At 72.0% G+C, this 17,515-nt stretch carries 18 protein-coding genes; 4 read left to right on the top strand and 14 right to left on the bottom strand.

Features of this window, described 5'->3' with window-relative positions; genetic code table 11:
- Positions 1-114: 114 nt before the first annotated feature.
- From ACQP2F_RS07515 to ACQP2F_RS07500, 4 genes are all read right to left on the bottom strand, one after another.
- A complete protein-coding gene (locus ACQP2F_RS07515) occupies positions 115-390 on the bottom strand; it encodes a GlsB/YeaQ/YmgE family stress response membrane protein (RefSeq protein WP_433301922.1) in 276 nt (91 codons plus the stop codon).
- Positions 391-469: 79 nt separating this feature from the next.
- A complete protein-coding gene (gene lepA, locus ACQP2F_RS07510) occupies positions 470-2,350 on the bottom strand; it encodes a translation elongation factor 4 (protein WP_433301920.1) in 1,881 nt (626 codons plus the stop codon).
- 134 nt (positions 2,351-2,484) lie between these two features.
- Positions 2,485-3,375 (bottom strand): MOSC domain-containing protein, encoded by an 891-nt coding sequence (locus ACQP2F_RS07505; RefSeq protein WP_433301917.1) that lies wholly within the window; start codon positions 3,373-3,375, stop codon positions 2,485-2,487.
- Positions 3,376-3,445: 70 nt separating this feature from the next.
- On the bottom strand, positions 3,446-3,979 hold the full coding sequence (locus ACQP2F_RS07500; protein WP_433301915.1) for a DUF4240 domain-containing protein: 534 nt from the start codon (positions 3,977-3,979) through the stop codon (positions 3,446-3,448).
- A gap of 54 nt (positions 3,980-4,033) precedes the next feature.
- Between ACQP2F_RS07500 and ACQP2F_RS07495 the strand changes: the two genes are divergently transcribed.
- Both ACQP2F_RS07495 and rpsT read left to right on the top strand, forming a co-directional pair.
- Entirely contained in the window at positions 4,034-5,002 is a 969-nt protein-coding gene (locus ACQP2F_RS07495) for a phosphotransferase family protein (RefSeq protein ID WP_433301913.1), read from the top strand.
- Between the two features lie 355 nt (positions 5,003-5,357).
- The gene (rpsT, locus tag ACQP2F_RS07490) at positions 5,358-5,624 is read left to right on the top strand and encodes a 30S ribosomal protein S20 (protein ID WP_433301911.1); all 267 of its coding nucleotides are present in this window, start codon (positions 5,358-5,360) and stop codon (positions 5,622-5,624) included.
- A 347-nt stretch (positions 5,625-5,971) separates the two neighbouring features.
- Here the strand turns inward: rpsT and ACQP2F_RS07485 are convergent, their stop codons facing one another.
- The 5 genes from ACQP2F_RS07485 to ACQP2F_RS07465 form a co-directional block, all read right to left on the bottom strand.
- Positions 5,972-6,574: a hypothetical protein gene (locus ACQP2F_RS07485; protein ID WP_433301910.1), complete on the bottom strand. Its 603-nt coding sequence runs from the start codon at positions 6,572-6,574 to the stop codon at positions 5,972-5,974.
- A complete protein-coding gene (gene holA, locus ACQP2F_RS07480) occupies positions 6,571-7,548 on the bottom strand; it encodes a DNA polymerase III subunit delta (protein WP_433301909.1) in 978 nt (325 codons plus the stop codon). The genes ACQP2F_RS07485 and holA overlap by 4 nt, the downstream gene beginning before the upstream one ends.
- Before the next feature lie 197 nt (positions 7,549-7,745).
- Positions 7,746-8,321: a GNAT family N-acetyltransferase gene (locus tag ACQP2F_RS07475; RefSeq protein ID WP_433301907.1), complete on the bottom strand. Its 576-nt coding sequence runs from the start codon at positions 8,319-8,321 to the stop codon at positions 7,746-7,748.
- Positions 8,322-8,338: 17 nt separating this feature from the next.
- Complete coding sequence (locus ACQP2F_RS07470; RefSeq protein WP_433301905.1) at positions 8,339-10,684, bottom strand: ComEC/Rec2 family competence protein; 2,346 nt, start codon at positions 10,682-10,684, stop codon at positions 8,339-8,341.
- Positions 10,681-11,505: a helix-hairpin-helix domain-containing protein gene (locus ACQP2F_RS07465; protein WP_433307385.1), complete on the bottom strand. Its 825-nt coding sequence runs from the start codon at positions 11,503-11,505 to the stop codon at positions 10,681-10,683. The genes ACQP2F_RS07470 and ACQP2F_RS07465 overlap by 4 nt, the downstream gene beginning before the upstream one ends.
- A 532-nt stretch (positions 11,506-12,037) precedes the next feature.
- Here ACQP2F_RS07465 and ACQP2F_RS07460 point away from each other — a divergent pair.
- On the top strand, positions 12,038-12,835 hold the full coding sequence (locus tag ACQP2F_RS07460) for a putative protein N(5)-glutamine methyltransferase (protein ID WP_433301903.1): 798 nt from the start codon (positions 12,038-12,040) through the stop codon (positions 12,833-12,835).
- A gap of 231 nt (positions 12,836-13,066) precedes the next feature.
- Positions 13,067-14,104, top strand: a complete 1,038-nt coding sequence (locus ACQP2F_RS07455) for a hypothetical protein (RefSeq protein ID WP_433301901.1) — start codon at positions 13,067-13,069, stop codon at positions 14,102-14,104.
- A 294-nt stretch (positions 14,105-14,398) separates the two neighbouring features.
- Here ACQP2F_RS07455 and ACQP2F_RS07450 read toward each other — a convergent pair whose 3' ends face one another.
- From ACQP2F_RS07450 to nadD, 5 genes are all read right to left on the bottom strand, one after another.
- Positions 14,399-15,247 (bottom strand): DegV family protein, encoded by an 849-nt coding sequence (locus ACQP2F_RS07450; RefSeq protein ID WP_433301898.1) that lies wholly within the window; start codon positions 15,245-15,247, stop codon positions 14,399-14,401.
- A 90-nt stretch (positions 15,248-15,337) separates the two neighbouring features.
- Positions 15,338-15,760, bottom strand: a complete 423-nt coding sequence (locus tag ACQP2F_RS07445) for a hypothetical protein (RefSeq protein ID WP_433301896.1) — start codon at positions 15,758-15,760, stop codon at positions 15,338-15,340.
- A 41-nt stretch (positions 15,761-15,801) separates the two neighbouring features.
- Positions 15,802-16,431, bottom strand: coding sequence for a histidine phosphatase family protein (locus ACQP2F_RS07440; RefSeq protein ID WP_433301894.1), 630 nt, complete (start codon positions 16,429-16,431; stop codon positions 15,802-15,804).
- Between the two features lie 40 nt (positions 16,432-16,471).
- Complete coding sequence (rsfS, locus tag ACQP2F_RS07435; protein WP_433301893.1) at positions 16,472-16,870, bottom strand: ribosome silencing factor; 399 nt, start codon at positions 16,868-16,870, stop codon at positions 16,472-16,474.
- A 39-nt stretch (positions 16,871-16,909) separates the two neighbouring features.
- Positions 16,910-17,512, bottom strand: coding sequence for a nicotinate-nucleotide adenylyltransferase (nadD, locus tag ACQP2F_RS07430; protein ID WP_433301891.1), 603 nt, complete (start codon positions 17,510-17,512; stop codon positions 16,910-16,912).
- Positions 17,513-17,515: the final 3 nt, after the last annotated feature.

The raw sequence follows: 17,515 nt of genomic DNA, 5'->3' as shown, positions 1-17,515 counted from the left end.
AAGCGCCGGGCCTGAACCAGGCCCGGCGCCTATGTGCTATCCGCACTGGGGGAAATTGCTTTGTTCCGCCGTTGACGGCTCGCCTCAGCTCGTTGCTGAGGCGAGCCGCCCGCGTCAGCGGGTGAGGCGGCGGCGGCTGCCGATGCCGGCGACCAGCGCGACACCGACCGCGGCCAGAACCACCTGGAAGGCCAGCTCGATCCAGTCGAAGCCCTTGGTGTCGGCAACGCCGAAGGCCCGGGCCAGAACCGTGCCGAGCAGAGCGGCCACGATACCGATGACCATGGTCAGCCAGATCGGGATGTTCTGCTTGCCGGGCACGACCAGGCGGCCCAGCGCACCGATGATCAGACCGACGATAAGGGCGGTGATGATTCCGGTGACAGTCATGAGGTCCCTCCTCGGGGGTGGAGCATCCGTTGCGTCCGTCGAGCCCCAGATTTCCCGAGTACCGCAGAAACCAAACCGCTTATTTTTTGTTGGTTCCCTTGGTGTCCACCGAGTCGGATGTTGACAGTGCGGCGATGAAGGCCTCCTGCGGCACCTCCACCCGGCCGACCATCTTCATCCGCTTCTTGCCCTCTTTCTGCTTCTCGAGCAGCTTGCGCTTACGGGTGATGTCACCGCCGTAGCACTTGGCCAGCACGTCCTTGCGGATCGCCCGGATCGTCTCGCGCGCGATGATCCGGCTGCCGATCGCGGCCTGGATCGGCACCTCGAACTGCTGCCGCGGGATGAGCTTCTGCAGCTTGCCGGCGATGGTGACGCCGTAGTTGTACGCCTTGTCCTTGTGCACGATCGCGCTGAACGCGTCGACCGGCTCGCCGTGCAGCAGGATGTCGACCTTGACCAGGTCCGCGACCTGCTCCCCGGAGGGCTCGTAGTCGAGTGACGCGTACCCCTTGGTCTTGCTCTTCAGCTGGTCGAAGAAGTCGAAGATGATCTCGGCCAGGGGCAGCGTGTAGCGCAGCTCGACCCGCTCGCTGGACAGGTACTCCATGCCGAGCAGGCTGCCGCGACGGCTCTGGCACAGCTCCATGACCGCGCCGACGTACTCGTTGGGCACCAGCACGGTGGCCCGCACGACCGGCTCGTGGATCTCGGCGATCTTCCCGTTCGGGAACTCGCTGGGGTTGGTGACGATCTTCTCCTCCGCGTCCTCGGTGAAGACGCGGTAGACCACGTTCGGCGCGGTGGAGATCAGGTCGAGGTTGAACTCGCGCTCGAGCCGCTCGCCGATGATCTCCAGGTGCAGCAGGCCGAGGTAGCCGACGCGGAACCCGAAGCCGAGCGCCGCCGACGTCTCCGGCTCGTACACCAGCGCGGCGTCGTTGAGCTTGAGCTTGTCGAGCGCGTCACGCAGCGCCGGGTAGTCCGAGCCGTCGATCGGGTAGAGGCCGGAGTAGACCATCGGCTTGGGGTCCTTGTAGCCGCCCAGCGGCTCGGTGGCGGGCCGGACGTTGCCGGTGACGGTGTCGCCGACCCGGGACTGGCGGACGTCCTTCACGCCGGTGATCAGGTAACCCACCTCGCCCACGCCGAGCGCGCCGGCCTTCTCCATCTCGGGCGAGACGACGCCGATCTCGAGCAGCTCGTGCACCGCCCCGGTGGACATCATCTTGATCCGGTCCCGCGCCTCGATCCGGCCGTCGACGACGCGGACATAGGTGACCACGCCCCGGTAGACGTCGTACACCGAGTCGAAGATCATCGCCCGGGCCGGCGCCTGGGCGTCCCCGACCGGCGGCTGGAACTGCCGGACGATCTCGTCGAGCAGGTGCTCCACGCCGGCGCCGGTCTTGCCGGAGACCCGCAGCACGTCCGAGGGCTCGACGCCGATCAGCTTGGCCAGCTCCTCGGCGTACTTCTCGGGCTGCGCCGCCGGCAGGTCGATCTTGTTGAGCACCGGGATGATGTGGAGGTCGTTCTCCATCGCCAGGTACAGGTTCGCGAGCGTCTGCGCCTCGATGCCCTGCGCCGCGTCGACGAGCAGGATCGCCCCTTCACAGGCGGCGAGACTGCGCGAGACCTCGTACGTGAAGTCGACGTGCCCCGGGGTGTCGATCATGTTGAGGACGGCCGACTCGCCCCGCTGCTCCCCGTCCCGCACCACCCAGGGCATGCGCACGGCCTGCGACTTGATGGTGATGCCACGCTCGCGCTCGATGTCCATGCGGTCGAGGTACTGAGCGCGCATCTGACGCGGGTCGACCACCCCGGTGATCTGCAGCATCCGGTCGGCCAGCGTCGACTTGCCGTGGTCGATGTGGGCGATGATGCAGAAGTTGCGGATGCGACTCGGGTCGGTATTCCCGATCACATTCACACCAGGGTCGAGCGGTCCAGGCACGATCGTCCGTTCTTCTCAAGCTGAGCGGCGCCGGCGGTGATGCCGGCATAACTGAGCCCGGCGGCAGCCGAGTCAGAGGTCACCGGCGAAGGCCGGCGCGTTCTATCGTCCCACGCCCGCGCCGGGAGCCCCGATCACACCCGTTGAAGCGGCGCACGCGGACCCGGCGGCAGTTCGGCACAGACCACGTCACCGGCCCGGACGGCCCCACCACGCAGCACAACGGCCATCACACCCGCCTTGTAGACGACGCCGCCGTCCGCACCCCGCCCGACGACCTCCTTGAGCAGCCCGTCCCGGAACACGTTGATCTGCGCACACGGATTCCGAAGCCCCGCCAGCACCACCGCCGGCCGCGGGTCGTCCCCCCGATCGCGCCCCGCCGCCGCCGCGAGCGCCACCGCCGAGGCCGCGGTAGCCGCATCAAGCTCAGCCGCAGCCGCCACTTCGAGCACAGCGGTCAGCGACCCCCGGGCGCCGTGCAGGCCCTCACCGGCAGCGTCGCCCAGCCCGTCACCGGCCGCTGTCGAATTCGTCGCCGCAGCCGCGCTCGCCCTCGCAGCGCCCCACGCCTCCGCTGCCGCGCCGGTCTCCGCTGCCGCGCCCGCCTCCGCTGCCGCGCCCGCCTCCGCCGCGGGCTCGTGCCCGCCTACCGCGCTCCCCCCGGCGAACTCCGCGCCGCCGGCCCTCTCCGCCGAACCGAACCGCAGAATCGTCCCCACCGGCAACGCGAGCAGATCAATGCCGCTCGTCGTGACGTTCTCCCCGAGATTGCCCGCCGCGACCGCGTATCCCTTGGCGCCGACCTCCGCGAACAACTCCTGCTGAATCAGGTGCACCTGCCGGAAGTTGGGCTGCTTCGCGTCGGCCCGCACCCGGCCTCGATGCTTCACGTGCACACCCGCATGCACGTCGCCCGCCACTCCGACTCCGGCGATCAGAACGATCTCGTCCCGCACCGGCTTCGTGAACGCATAGGTGTCGTTACAACTGACCGCCGCGACGGTCCCCTGTTCGGCCTCCATGCGCCCGAGTCTGCCCCGAGCCCTCCCCCGCGCTCGACCCCGTTTCCCACGCCCTGGTCGCCACGTCCGGTCACTCCGGCGGCTCGAGGAACAGCGCCGACAACCGCGGCAACCGCCTCTGCATCTCCTCCTCGTTGTCGAAGTCCCACAGATCGGCCGCATCGGGCCTGGTCACCGGTTTCTCCCCGAGCGGCATCTGCGACCCGGTGGCCTGCCGGTAAGCGTCCTCCGCGATTGACAGCACCTCCTCCGCCTCGAAGACCGCGCCGTTTTCCGCCGCGGCCCGCACCGCCGGCACGTCGGCCAGGGAATCGGGCGATTTCACCGACCGCGCCACGGCCTCCCGCCCGTGCGCGATCAGCCAGCCCCGGAAGCTGTCGAACCCCTCCTCGGAACACCCGCCGTTGATCAGATAGGCCGCCGCCCACAGGTCCTGCGTCCCCGAGGCGGCCATGACCTTGTCGAGGTGCCGGGCCCAGGCGACGATCTCTTCCGGGTCACGGGTGGCCAGGTCGGCGGCGGCGCGTTTGGCCACCTCGCCCGGGGAGGCGGGCCGATCGGCGGTCGCCCGGCCGATGACGGCCCAGAAGTCGTCGGTTCTCATGGCCGGAATCCTGCCAGGGGGGTACGACAAAATCGGGGACGGCAAGATGGTCGGGTGCGGCCGATCTCACTGCCCGAAGTTTCGTATGCTGCCACCGCCGTACGCCCGGATTGGTCGGATTTGCCGGAAGCGCTGCGGGAAGCCATCGCCGTCCGTATCGGCGCTCCGATCGTCCGGGCGCAGAGCGCCGGCGGCGGCTTCACCCGCGCCTTCGCCGCGATTCTCACGACTTCGGAGGGCTTGCGGGTATTTGTCAAGGCCGCACCGCTCACCGACCCCACCTCCGAGTGGTACGCGCGAGAGGCCGCCCTGACCTCGGCATTGCCCGATTCCGTCCGCGCACCCCGCCCTCGGTGGACGCTGGTCGATTCCGGCTTTTTCGCCCTATGTCTGGATGCCGTGGACGGCCACATGCCCTCTCTGCCGTGGTCGCCCGCCGAGCTCGACGCGACCCTTTCCGCCTGGTCGACGGCCGCCGAGGCCCTGCAAGATCCCTCGCCCGAGCTACTCGCGATCGGTATGCCCGCTTTGCCGGACATCCTCCGCCACGAGATGTCCTGGTGGTCGCGCATGGCGGCCGCCCACCAGCCAATGCCCACAACGGCACAAAACACCCTCGCGCCCGTACGCCTCCGTGAGCTCGCCGCCCTCGAGGAAGCCCTGCCCGACGTCGCCGGCGGAACCCGGATGATGCACGGCGACCTGCGCCTGGACAACGTCATGATCGATCGTTCCGGCCGCGCGTGGCTCTGCGACTGGACCTGGCCGTGCCTGGGCGCCCCCTGGTTCGACACCGTCACGCTGCTGGTGACCGCCTATGCGAGCGGCCTGGACGCCGACGCCCTCCTCGACCCGTGGAACGCTCCCGCGGAGGGGGTGGACGGGGCTTTGGCGGCACTTGCCGGATATTGGCTGGTTCGCGCCGCCGCCGGCCCCAGCAGCGCCTCCCCGCACGGCCGTCAGCACCAGCGTTTCAGCGGCGAGCAGGCGCTGCGCTGGCTGGCCGAACGCCGCGGCTGGTGAGCAAGATCGGCTCGCCGAGCGTCCGCGCCGAGTGTTCGACCTCGGCCGCCTAGTGTTCAACCTCGGCCGGCGAGTGTTCGACCTCGGCGCGAGTATTCGACCTCGGCGCGCGAGTGTTCGACCTCGGCCGCCGAGCACCTGTGCCCGGCGAGCAAGCCGACCCCAGCTGGCGGAGGCTCCACGACCACCCGATGGCCGTTTTGGCGGGTCGCGGGGGTGCTGGTAGTCTGGTTCCTCGCGTGTGGTGACGCGCCGCTGTTCGCTGCTCCGGCAGCCGGTCGCTCGAGGGTGACCGACCGCGGTGACCACCGCGCTTGAGACCAGTTTCCGAACCTAGTCAGGACAAGGCTGTCGCGTGGCGAACATCAAGTCCCAGATCAAGCGCAACCGGCAGAACGAGAAGGCCCGGCTGCGCAACAAGTCGGTCAAGTCGTCGCTGAAGACCGTGATTCGCAAGCTCAACGAGGCGAGCGAGGCGGGCAACACCGAGACGGCCACCGCTCTGCTGCGTGACGCCTCGCGTCAGCTCGACAAGGCTGTCAGCAAGGGCGTCATCCACAAGAACCAGGCGGCCAACCGCAAGTCGGCCATCGCCAAGCGGGTCGCCGCGCTGTCGGCCTGATCCGTCAGGCTCCGGCGCGGCAGCACGGAGGCGGCCGCGCCACAGCTCGCAACGTGCGAGCCGGTCATCGACGACCACACCCGGGCATCGCCGGGCCTTCCACAGGGCCCGAGGCGGTGCCCGCGTCGTTTCTCTCAGGAGATTCGCCACGGTCACCCGGGTCGGCCCCACAGTCAAGACAGGCGTGGCAGGGCTCGGCCGGGGTCACACGGCCCGGCCGCACATCACGATTGCCGTCGCAGGAGTCGGCCGGCGTCACGGTCGGCCAGCGTCGAGCGGATCGGCGGCGCGCGCCCGCCAGGCTTCGCACCCGGCTGACCGCGCGTTCCCGACCGGCTTCGCAAGCGTCACTCGTAGCGACGCATCGCCGACTGGCGGACCCTCTGCTGCTGCGCCTCGGCCTGCTCCGCCCACGGCCGCATCACCGGGCCGCCCCGGTCTCGTTTGATCACGCCGGGCAGCCTCGTCGTCGCCTCCTCGGCGACCCGCATCGGTGGCGCACCAGCCGCGGCCGGCCGCAAGACCTCGGCCCGCCCCGCCACCCCACCCGGCGTCGCCGGATGCCCGACCAACCCGCCCGGCGCCCACCCGGCGGACCCGCCCGGCGTCGCCGCTCGGCCGGCGGATCGGCCCGACGTCGCAGCCCACCCAGCGGCTGCCGTCGTCGCCCGCCCAGCCGGCCCCGCCGCCATCGCTGCCCCTCCGGCCGACCCGGCCCGCGGCATCAACGCACCGGCGACGAGGTCGTTCAGCTTGACCATCAGCGCCACGGTCATGGGCAGGACGATCACGCCCCACCAGCTGACCAGCTCGGCCAGCGCCAGCAGCGCCCCCAGCGCGACGCTGCCCTCCAGGAACACGAAGCACAGGAACCCACTGGGCGCGACGTGCCGGAGCCGCAGCACTCGAGCGTACAGCGGCCGGTGCGCCTCCTCGCTGCGCCCGCTCATCGCGCCGCCACTCCCCGGCGCGCCGCAGCGACGGCGAAGACGGCCTGCTCGAGCGCGTATCCCCGGTCTTCGGCCCCACCCTTGACGGCCGCGTTGCAGTCGGCCGCCGCGCGCATCGCGTCGACCAGGCCCTCGGGCGTCCACCCGCGGCTGCGTTCCTGGGCCCGCTGGATCTTCCACGCCGGCATGCCGAGCGTGCTCGCGAGCTGATAGGGGTTACCCCGGCCGGCGGCGGCGACCTTGGCCACCGTACGAACACCGTCCGCGATCGCGTCGGCGATGGGCACCGGGTCGACGCCGACGTGCAGCGCCCACCGCAGCGCCTCCAGCGCGCCCGGCACGTCACCGATCATGGCGGCATCGGCGACCGTGAAGCCGCTCACCTCGGCCCGGCCCTTGTAATAACGCGCCACCACGGCCTCGGTGACCTTGCCATCGGTGTCCGCGAGCAGCTGCGAGCAGGCCGCCGCGATCTCCCGCAGATCGTTGCCGACGGAGGCCAGCAGCGCGGACGCCGCCGCCTCGTCGCACCGGCCGCCGTTGCGCCGGAACTCGTCCCGGACGAACGCGATCCGCTCCCGGTCGCCCTTGAGCTTGGCCGCGGCCACCACGGTCGCGCCGGCCGAGCGCAGCCCGTCGGCGAGCGCCTTGCCCTTGGCCCCGCCCAGGTGCGCGACGATCAGCGTGACGTCGGGGTCGGGATTCTTCGCGTACGCCAGCAGCGCCGTGATCAGGTCTTTCCGCGCATCCTGTCCACTGCGGACCACCAGCACCCGGCGACCGCCGAACAGGGACGGGCTCAGCATCTCGGCGACCTCGCCGGCACTGATCGCCCCACCCTCGTACTCCCGGACGTCGGCGCCCGGATCGGACGCCCGCGCCGCGTCGACCGCCGCGGTGATCGCGCGGGCGGCGAGCAGCTCCTCGTCGCCGAGGACGAGCAACAACGGGTCCGGAGGTGGTGCGGTGTTCACGCTCAATATCGTCGCACGGGGGGCTGACGTTTCCGCGAGCCTCACTCCTACGCGCAGAAGGCCGATCACGCAATGCGAAAGCAGACATATCGGCGCCCCGGGATGTAACGGTCTGCGGAGGGTCGCTCGATCAGGCTGAATGTTCCGAGCCGCCCACCACCGCCGCGGCGAGTCGCATCGACCGGCGTCGTCTGGAACTAATCGCCCGAAGCCGGGCGTGTCGGCCGAGCAGGCGGCGATGTCAGCTCCGACGGCAGCATCGAGCCGACCCAGGCATCCACCCGCACCCCGCGATGCACCAGCCGTTGCCGCAGCGTCGCCTCCAGCCGGAAGCCCGCCTTCTCGGCGACCCGCCGGGACGCGACATTGCCCACCTCGGCCCGCCACTCGACCAGCCCGAGCGCGAGACGATCGAACGCCCACCGGCACAGCGCCCGCACCGACACCGTGGCAACCCCACGCCCGCGCGCCGCCGGATCCATCCAGTAGCCGATCTGCGCCGCCCCGCTTCCGTCCAGCCCCAGCCCGACCCGTCCCAGCCGCGTGCCGTCGCCGGCGCTCGTCACCACGAACTCGGCCCGCTGACGCCGATCCCACGCCGCGATCGCCATCTCCCGGACGAAGAACTCGGCGTCGGACCGCCGATAAGGCAGCGGAATCTGCAGGAACCGCTGCACCGCCGGGTCCAGCGACACGTCGTGCACCCACGGGATGTCGTTCACCACGAACGGCCGCAGAACCAGATCGCCCGCCGTGATCGTCTCTCGCTCCATGCCCGCATTCTGGCCGCTCAGTGCGCCGGCGGAGATCCGCGGGCCACCACCGCGAGACCATGACCGGTCGCGACCGCGGCGAGATCACCCTGCTGGTCCGTACGCATGACCCGCGCCCCGCCCCGGGCAAGCCGCCCGAGCAGCGACGCGTTGGGATGCCCATAGTCGTTGTCCTTCCCTACCGACACGAGAGCCACCGCCGGATCGATCGCGTCGAGGAACTCCGGCGCCTGATAGCTCGACCCGTGGTGTGCCACCTTCAACACGTCCGCCCGCAACGCCGCCGGCCCCAGATGACGGAGAAGCTCGTCCTGCTCCTCGGTCTCCGCGTCCCCCGGCAGCAGCACCGTCTCGCCCGCGACCCGGGCACGCAGCACCAGTGAGTTGTTGTTCGGATCGGAGTTGGTGCCGTGCAGCGGCTCGTACGGCCCGAGCACGCTCAGCCCCAACCCGCCCACCGAGTACGCCCAGCCCGGCCCGACCGGGTGCAGCCGCAGTCCGTTCTGCGCCCCGGCCGCGGCTTCCACGGCGGCCCGCCCGGCCGGCGGCTCCGGCCAGTCCGGCCCCACGACCGCCCGGACGACGCGCCCGCGGAACACCCCCGCCACCCCGCCGACGTGATCGGCGTGGAAATGGCTGACCACGAACAGCACCACCTCGCGCACCCGCAACCGGCGCAGGCAGTGGTCGATCGGATCCGGTTCCGGACCGGCATCGATCACGACCGCCCGGGATGGCCCGGCCGGAAGCACGATCGCGTCGCCCTGCCCGACCGCGCACGCCACCACGATCCAGTGCTTCGGCGGCCAGCCGGCGGCAATGACCCGAACCGGCAGCGCGCCCAGCACCCCGGCCAGCGCCACGACCAGCACGAGCCGCCGCGCCGGCGGTCGCCGCGCCGCCACCAGCAGCGCCACGGTGATGACCGCGAGCAGCAGTGCGCCCCACACTCCGCCCGGCCACGGCAGCGCTCCCGCCGGCACCCGGGCGCCGTAGGTCGCGACCAGCACCAGCCACTTCGCCGGCCAGTGCGCCAGCCAAGCCATGAACCCGGCGCCGGCCGGCCACACCGGCGAGATCAGCGCGGCGCCGACACCGAGCAGGGTGGCCGGTGCGATCGCGGGCACGACCACGAGATTCGCCGGGATCGCCACGATGCTCAGCGTCCCGGACAGCCCGGCCACGACCGGGCCGCAGGCGACCTGGGCGGCCGCCGGAACGGCCAGCGCCTCGGCCGCGCCCGGCGGCCATCCCCGGCGGCGGAGCGCGTCCCGCCACGGCGGCGCCAGCAGGAGCAGCCCGGCCGTCGCGAGCACGGACAGCGCGAACCCCGGGTCGGCCGCCAGCTCCGGGTCGTACAGGATGAGCGCCGCCACCCCGGCCGCCAGCGCCGGCAGCGCCGCCCGCGGCCGCCCGGAGGGCAGGCCGATCAGCCCGATCGCGCCCATCGCCGCCGCCCGCACGACGCTCGGCGACGGCCGGGCCAGGATCACGAAGCCGAGCAGCACGACGGCACATACCGACGCCCGCACCACCGGCCCGGCCCGGGTCCACTTCATCGCGAACAGCACGACGCCCAGCACGATGGCGACGTTCGCCCCGGAGACCGCCATGAGATGCGTCATGCCGGTCGTCCGGAAGTCGTCGCCCAGCGCCGGGTCGAGCCGGCTCGTGTCGCCCACGACCAGCCCCGGCAGCAGCCCGCCGGCGTCGTCGGGCAACGGCTCGCAGGCACGTTGCAGCCCGGCACGCAGCACCCCGGCGGCACGCTGCACCCAGGGCGGCCGCCCGACCAGCTCGGGCGGGTCCTTCACCGACACGGCCGCGGCCCGCAGATCGCCGGGAAGCGGTGGCATCAGCCGGCCACGGGCGATCACCCGCTGTCCCGGAAGCAGCCCCTTCCAGCCGGAGTCGCTGCCCAGGACAACGGCGCGCGCCGACAGGGTCAGCGGCGGAGCATCCACGGCGCCGACTTTGCGCAGCTCAACGGGCACGAGGTAGGTCGGCGGCCGGCCGGGCGACCCGCGCAGAGCACGCGGGTCGTCACGGACGACAGCCTCCACCCGTACGGGATGACCGGCCCGCACCAGCGCGACCAGCGGCCCGGCCTCCCGGATCGTCAGCCGCGCCCCGGTCATCGCCGCCCCGGACCCCGCGCCCAGCAGGACCGCCACCGCGATCCAGCCCGCCGCGCCCAGATCCGGTCGCGCCCGCGCCAGAAGGACCACCGGCGCCGCGCAGCCGAGCAACCCCGCACCGAGCAGCAGCGCCGGCCGGGCCGTGAGGTGGAGAGCCGCCAGCGCCGCCAGCCAGGCCGCCACGGCGAACCCGGCCAGACGCAGGTCCGGCGCCCGCTCGCTCACACCGTCACCAGGTCTTTCAGCTGCTCGTACCGCGCGTCGCCGATGCCGTCGACCTTGCGCAGGTCGGTCACCGCCCGGAAGCCGCCCTGCGCGTCGCGAGCGTCGAGAATCCGCTGCGCCAGGACCGGACCGACGCCGGGCAGTCCGTCGAGGTCGGTCAGCGTGGCCGTGTTCAGGTTGACGAGGCCGCCGGCCGGCCCGGCCGCGGCCCCACCGGCGGAACCGGTGGGCGGCGCCTGGCCCGGCGGTGGCGTGACCCCGACCATGATCAGCTCACCGTCGACCACCTTTCGCGCGAGATTGAGCAGGGCCACGTCGACGCCGGGATCGGGACCGCCCGCCGCCGTCAGCGCGTCGGCCACGCGGGCGCCGGGCGGCAGGCGTACGAGCCCGGGCTTGCGAACCTTGCCGCCCACCGCGACCACCAGCTCGGACGCCGCCGGGCTCGCGATTCTCCGATCGGCCGACGCCGGCGCCGGCTCGGTGGTCCCGAACGACGGCGGCGCCACCGTGTCGATGTGCGGCCGCGACCGCCAGGCCAGCAACGCGGCGATCAGCACCACCGCGGCGGCCACCGCGGCCAGCGCCTTCACCCCGCGGCGGCCCGGATCGAACGCGCTCAGCCCGAAGCGCCGGCCGTTCTCCGGGGGCGGCTCTCCGCCGAACGCGCCCGCACCACTGAGGACCGGTTCGGGCTCCTCCAGATAAGACTCGTGGTACGGATAAGGATCCGGCTCCTCGGGCAGGACCCACGCCGGTGGCGGCAGCGGACGATGCTCCGGGCCGGCCGGTCGCAGCGGTGACGTCGAACGCTGATCCATGGCTTCTCCCGGGGGTGAGGGGTCGGTGGGCGGGGCCGGTGTCGGCTCGCAGTCGCCTTCGGCAACCGCCGCGGGTGGCGAGGCCCACGGCGTGCCGGGACGAAAGCCACCGGTCGTCTCCGAGCCGGGAGCGGCCGGCGGGTCGGGCTCGGGCGGCGGCGCCGGCTCGACCGGAATCGGCAGCTCCACCGACTCCGGCAACGGATCGAGATCGACGTCGTCGGGCCAGGTCGGCACCACATCCGTCCAGCGCAGCGGCTCCCCGACCTCGGCCAGCTCGCCGAGCGCCGTCTCATAGCGCGAGCGCGCGACGGGCCCGCCGCGCAGGATCCGGCGCGGGGCCGCGGCGGCCCGGCCGCGTACGCCGGAATGCGTCGCGGCCATGACCGACCGCAGCCTTGCCGCTACGACGTCGTCATCTCGCACGCCAGGCAGGTTAGGGATTTCGCCGATTGATCGTTTGAGGCCTGTGGACAGCGCTTCGGCCTGTGGACAACTCTTACGGATCTCGTTTTCTGTGCTATTGAATGGCGTGACGAAAACCGGGATCACGGCTCCGGCGATGGCCGACGCGATCGCGCGGCTGCGGGCCGCCGGCTGCGTGTTCGCGGAGGAGGAGGCGGCGGTCCTGGCCGGCGCCGCGTCCGGCCCGGCGGCCCTGGACGCGATGATCTCGCGGCGCGCGCTGGGTGAGCCGCTCGAGCAGATCGTCGGCCACGCCGACTTCTGCGGGGTCCGCGTGCGGCTCCGGCCGGGCGTTTTCGTTCCGCGCGTACGCAGTGAGCTCCTCGTCCGCCTCGCCGCGGATGCCGTGGTTCCGGGTTCGATCGTGGTCGACCTCTGCTGCGGCTCGGGCGCCCTGGGTCTGGCCGTGCTCCGCCGGCGACCGGGCGTGGAGCTGCACGCCGCCGACGTCGACCCGGTGGCGGTCGCCTGCGCCCGCGACAATCTGCGCGGAAACGTCTATCTGGGAGATCTTTTCGACCCGCTGCCCGGCACTCTTCGTGGGCGCGTCACGGTCCTGCTGGCCAATGTGCCGTACGTGGCGACGCGTCACCTCCCGCTGCTGCCGGCCGAGGCACGCGACCACGAGCCGCGCACGGCACTGGACGGCGGCGCCGACGGCCTCGACGTGTTCCGGGCCGTGGTCGCCGGCGCTCCCGGCTGGCTGGCGCCGGGCGGGATCGTGCTCTCCGAGATCACGGAGGCCCAGGTTGCGCCGGCCATGGACGCGTTGCGGGCGGCCGGACTTCACGCTGACCTGCGCTACGACGAAGATCTCGAAGCTCGGGTGGCCCTCGGGCAGAAACTTGTCGGCCCGGTGCGCTAAGGTCGGCGGCCTCAAGGGAGATGTGAGGCGCCGGTGGGCCTGCTGAAGAGCATTGCCCGGGCACGACTGGCCGGGCAGGTTATCCGCCGGCTACGCCGGGCAGGGTTCACGGACGCACGTTACGACGCACGCGGTTTCCGGGTCCGCTTCACCGCGGACGGCGACGAGACGCCGACGATCCTGGAGCTCGCCCCGCTGCTGGCCGCACGGGGTGGGCGACGGAGAGGACAGGTGGATCGGTTCGTCGCCGGCCTGGTGTCCCCGCCCCGGCTGCCGCTGGACTGGGCGGAGGCGCGACCGCTGCTGCGACCGGTGCTGCGTGGTGTCACGCCGGGTTCGCCGTTGCGGCGTCCGGTCCTGCCGTTCCTGTACGAGTTCGTGGTGGTCGATCAGCCGGACACCATGACCTATGTCGGGCCGGAGCACCCGGCCGGATGGGAGGTGAGCGCGGAGCAGGTCTTCGCGGCGGCCCGGGCGAACCTGTCCGGGGCGGTGCTGCACGGGGTCGCGAGCGAGCCGGTGGTGGTGCGGTTCGTGGACGACGGGGACGCCTACTGGACGTCGCACCTACTGCTGGAGAACTGGCTCGGGCGGCTGGCGGGCCAGGTCGGCGGGGTGCCGGTGGCGTTCGCGCCGGAGCGCGGCACGCTCCTGGTCACGGCCGACGGGAGCGAGCACCTGCCGGGACTGTTCGCGCAGGCGGAGGAGATCTACGCGACGTCGTCACGGCCGATCACGCCGATGGCCTACGTGTCCGATGAGCAGGGCTGCACGGTGCCGTACGAGGCGCCGCCCGGCCACCCGCTGCACCGCGCGGTGCAGAGGGCGGAGAGGCTGCTCGCGGTCTGCGAGTACGCCCGCCAGGCGACCCAGGCGCTCACCGAGGAGCCGCCGGAAACGGTCGCGGCCCTCCCGGGCGACGCGACCGGCGCCGACGACAAGAACGGCAAGGACGGCAAGGACGGCAAGGAAGGCGAGAAAAGCAAGGACGGCAAAGGAGGACTGCCCGGCACAGCAACCCCCGGCGACACAAAGCCGCGCGGCGCAGCGTCAACGGCGATGGCGGAGTTGCGGCTCGTGGGTTCGAACGAGCAGGGCTGGCGCACCCGGGCGATCTGGGAGCGCGACGAGCCGGCACTGCTTCCGGAGGCCGACGAGGTGCAGGTCGGCGCCGATGTCCGGGCCTGGGACGAGGTGGCACGCCACCTGAGTGTCGCGCCGGATATCGACCCGCCGCGCTGGGCGGCTGCCGGATGGCCCACCGCCTGAACGGGGCGCGATGCCGATGCGACGGCGCTGCTGCCGTGACGAACGCGCCGCCTTTCCGCGCCGCCCTAGCCGCGCCGGGCCGGGTCACTGCCGGGTCACTGCCGCGCCCGGCCGGGGTCACTGCCGGGTCACTGCCGCGCCGGGCCGGGTCACTGCCGGGTCACTTTCGGGTCGCTGTCGGGTCGCTGCCGGGTCGCTGGGCGGGTCACTGTCGGGTCGCTGCCGGGTCACTGTCGGGTCGCTGCCGGGTCACTGTCGGGTCGCTGTCGGTGAGCCCGGCAGCAGCGCGGACGGTCAGGGCCGACGGTGGACGACCACGCCGGCCAGCCCGGGGCCTACATGCGCCGCGACCACGGCGCCGATCTCGGTGATGTAGCAGTCTCGCAGGCGGTCGCTCAGGCGCATCGAGACGGCGTCGGCCAGGGCCGCGGCACGGTCGGGGGCCTCCAGGTGGTGGACGGCGATGTCCACGTCGCCTTCGCCGGCGGCCTCTACGGCCAGGTCCACCAGTCGGGCCAGGGCTCGGCCGGCGGTGCGGACCTTGTCGCGGACCACGATGGCGCCGTCGGCGACGTGGAGTATCGGCTTCACCGACAAGGCGGTGCCCAGCAGGGCCGACGCCGCGCCTATGCGGCCGCCGCGCCGGAGGAACTCCAGGGTGTCTACGTAGAAGAACGTGCTCACGCGGGCCGCGTGGTCGTTCGCGGCGGCGTTGACCTCGTCCAGGGACTTTCCGGACCGGGCGGCCGCGGCGGCGGCCAGGGCGGCGAAACCCAGGCCCATGCCGGTGGTCTTGCTGTCCACGACCCGGACCCGGTCGCCGACCTCGGCGGCGGCCAGGGTGGCGGCCTCGTGGGTGCCCGACAGCTTGGCCGACAGGTGGACCGAGACTATGCCGTCGGCGCCGGCTTTCAACAGACGGTGGTAGGCCTCGACGAACTGGGACGGCGCCGGGCGGGACGTGCTGACGGCCGAGCGGCGGGCGCTCAGGGCCCGGGCCACCTCGGCCGGCTGGATCTGCTCGCCCTCCAGGCCCTCGGCCCCGTTGATCACCACTGTCAGGGGGACGACGGTCAGGTCATACGAGCCGCTCAGTTCGGCGGGCAGGTACGCGGTGGAGTCGGTGACGACCGCGACGGGCATGCGGGCACGTTAACCGATCCGCGCCCGGCAGGCCGCACGGGAGGCGGCCGACCCGCGAACGTGCCGACAATCCGGACGAAGAGCCGGCGGTCAGGCGGGGGCGACGGAGGTGACGACGAACGGGATGCCCTGCTGGCAGGTGGACATCAGCTTGGGCTCGGAGCGGCCGGTCACCGTGACCTTCTTGCCCACGAGAGTCTGCGAGCGCAACGCCGGGTCGTCGAAGACGAGCAGGTGGGAGCCGGCGTCGTCCTTGATCAGGCGGCAGTTCGGCTCGACACCCTCCTCAACCGTGCCGGTGACGGTCTGTGCCCCGGCCGAGGAGGAGGAAGACGGGGAAGGAGCGGCCGGGGACGAGGCGGCCGGGGAGGAATCAGCAGGCGAGGCGGGAGCGGAAGGCGACGAGGAATCAGCCGCAGAAGACGCGGGCGACGCATTGTTGCCCGCGCACGCACCCAAGCTGGTAAGGCACAGCGCGAGCGTGAGGGCGGCGGCGAAGCGACGGGTCGACATGATGGTTGGACGCTACCCGATCAACCCGGGTTCCCGAGAGATCACACCGGCGGCGGCGCGGGGTGGTCCGGGAACGGACCCACGTTGTACGCCGCGACCTGCCAGCCCCGATCCCGATCGTGCGTCAGCTCCACCCAGTGGCAGTTCTGCAACGCCCGCAACGTCCGCAACTGCTCGAGCGGCCACCCGAGCAGACGACCGATGCCCTGCCGGGCGGCCGCGCCGTGGGTGGCGACGACGACCGTACCGCCGGGCGGGGCAAGCCCGGCCGCCGCGCGCAGCGCCTCGGCGACGCGTTCGCCCAGGTCGATCAGGCTTTCGACATCGCCGCCGACCTCCTGGCCGGCCTTCCAGCGGGCGTACTCCTCCGGGTGCAGCGCGGCCACCTCGGCCGTGGTCCGGCCCTGCCAGCTGCCGAAGTAGCGCTCACGCAGCCGCTTGTCGTAATTGATCGACAGGCCGCTGAGGGCGGCGAGCGCGGCCGCGGTGTCGGCCGCGCGCTGCAGGTCGCTGGCGACGATCGCGTCGGGCCGCATCTTGATCAGCAGCTCGGCCGCGTCGACGGCCTGCTGGCGGCCGACCGCGTTCAACGGCACGTCGGTCTGCCCCTGGACCCGGTGACCGGCGTTCCAGTCGGTGTTCCCGTGCCGCCACACGATCAACCGGGTCAAGACGAGGCCGCCGGACGATCAGCAGCCCCAGCGACAAGCCTCACGCGACGCCCGAGGCGTCGGCGTCGACCATGTCGCGGTCGACGAACGGGATGGTCGGGCAGTCCTTCCACAGCTTGTCGAGGGCGTAGAACTCGCGCTCCTCCGCGTGCTGGATGTGAACCACGATGTCGACGTAGTCGAGCAGCACCCACCGGCCCTGGCGCTCACCCTCACGACGGACGGGTTTCGCCTTTTCCGGAAGGTTGACCAGGGCTTCCTCGATCGCGTCGACGATCGCGATGACCTGCCGCTCGTTCGACGCGGAGGCAATCACGAAGGCGTCCGTGATGTAGAGCTGCTCGGCGACGTCGATGACGACGATGTCCTGCGCCTTCTTGTCGGCGGCGGCCTGAGCGGCCGTCAGCGCAAGCTCAAGAGCGCGTTCGGTGACGGGCAAGAGCGTCCCCTCGTTCGGTGTCCTGGAGATACAAGCGTCTCACACCGGTGTGACATTTCCCGAGCCCCGATAGAGGCCCCGCTTGTTGATGTACTGCACAACACCGTCGGGGACCAGGTACCAGACCGGTTCGCCACCGGCCACGCGCTCGCGGCAGGCGGACGAGGAGATGGCCATCGCCGGCACCTCGACCAGCGTGACCGAGTCGGCCGGCAGGTGCGCGTCGGAGAGCTCGAAGCCGGGCCGGGTGACGCCCACGAAATGCGCCATGGTCAGCATCTCGAGCGCGGATTTCCAGCTCAGGATGAGGCCGAGCGCGTCGGCGCCGGTGATGAAGTACAGCTCGGTGTCGACGCCGTACAGCGCGCGCATGTCACGTAGGGTGTCGACGGTGTAGGTGGGGCCGTCGCGGTCGATGTCGACGCGGCTGACGTGGAAGCGCGGGTTCGAGGCGGTCGCGATCACGGTCATCAGATAGCGATCCTCGGCCGGCGAGACCTTGCCCTTCTGGTACGGCTGGCCGGTCGGCACGAACACGACCTCATCGAGCTGGAAACGCGCCTGGACCTCGCTGGCGGCGACCAGGTGCCCGTGGTGGATCGGGTCGAAGGTGCCACCCATGATGCCGATCCGCCGCCGCATCAG

It is taken from the genome of Actinoplanes sp. CA-030573 (assembly GCF_050951115.1).
Lineage (GTDB): Bacteria > Actinomycetota > Actinomycetes > Mycobacteriales > Micromonosporaceae > Actinoplanes.
This window is presented reverse-complemented; position numbering and strand designations above follow the sequence as displayed.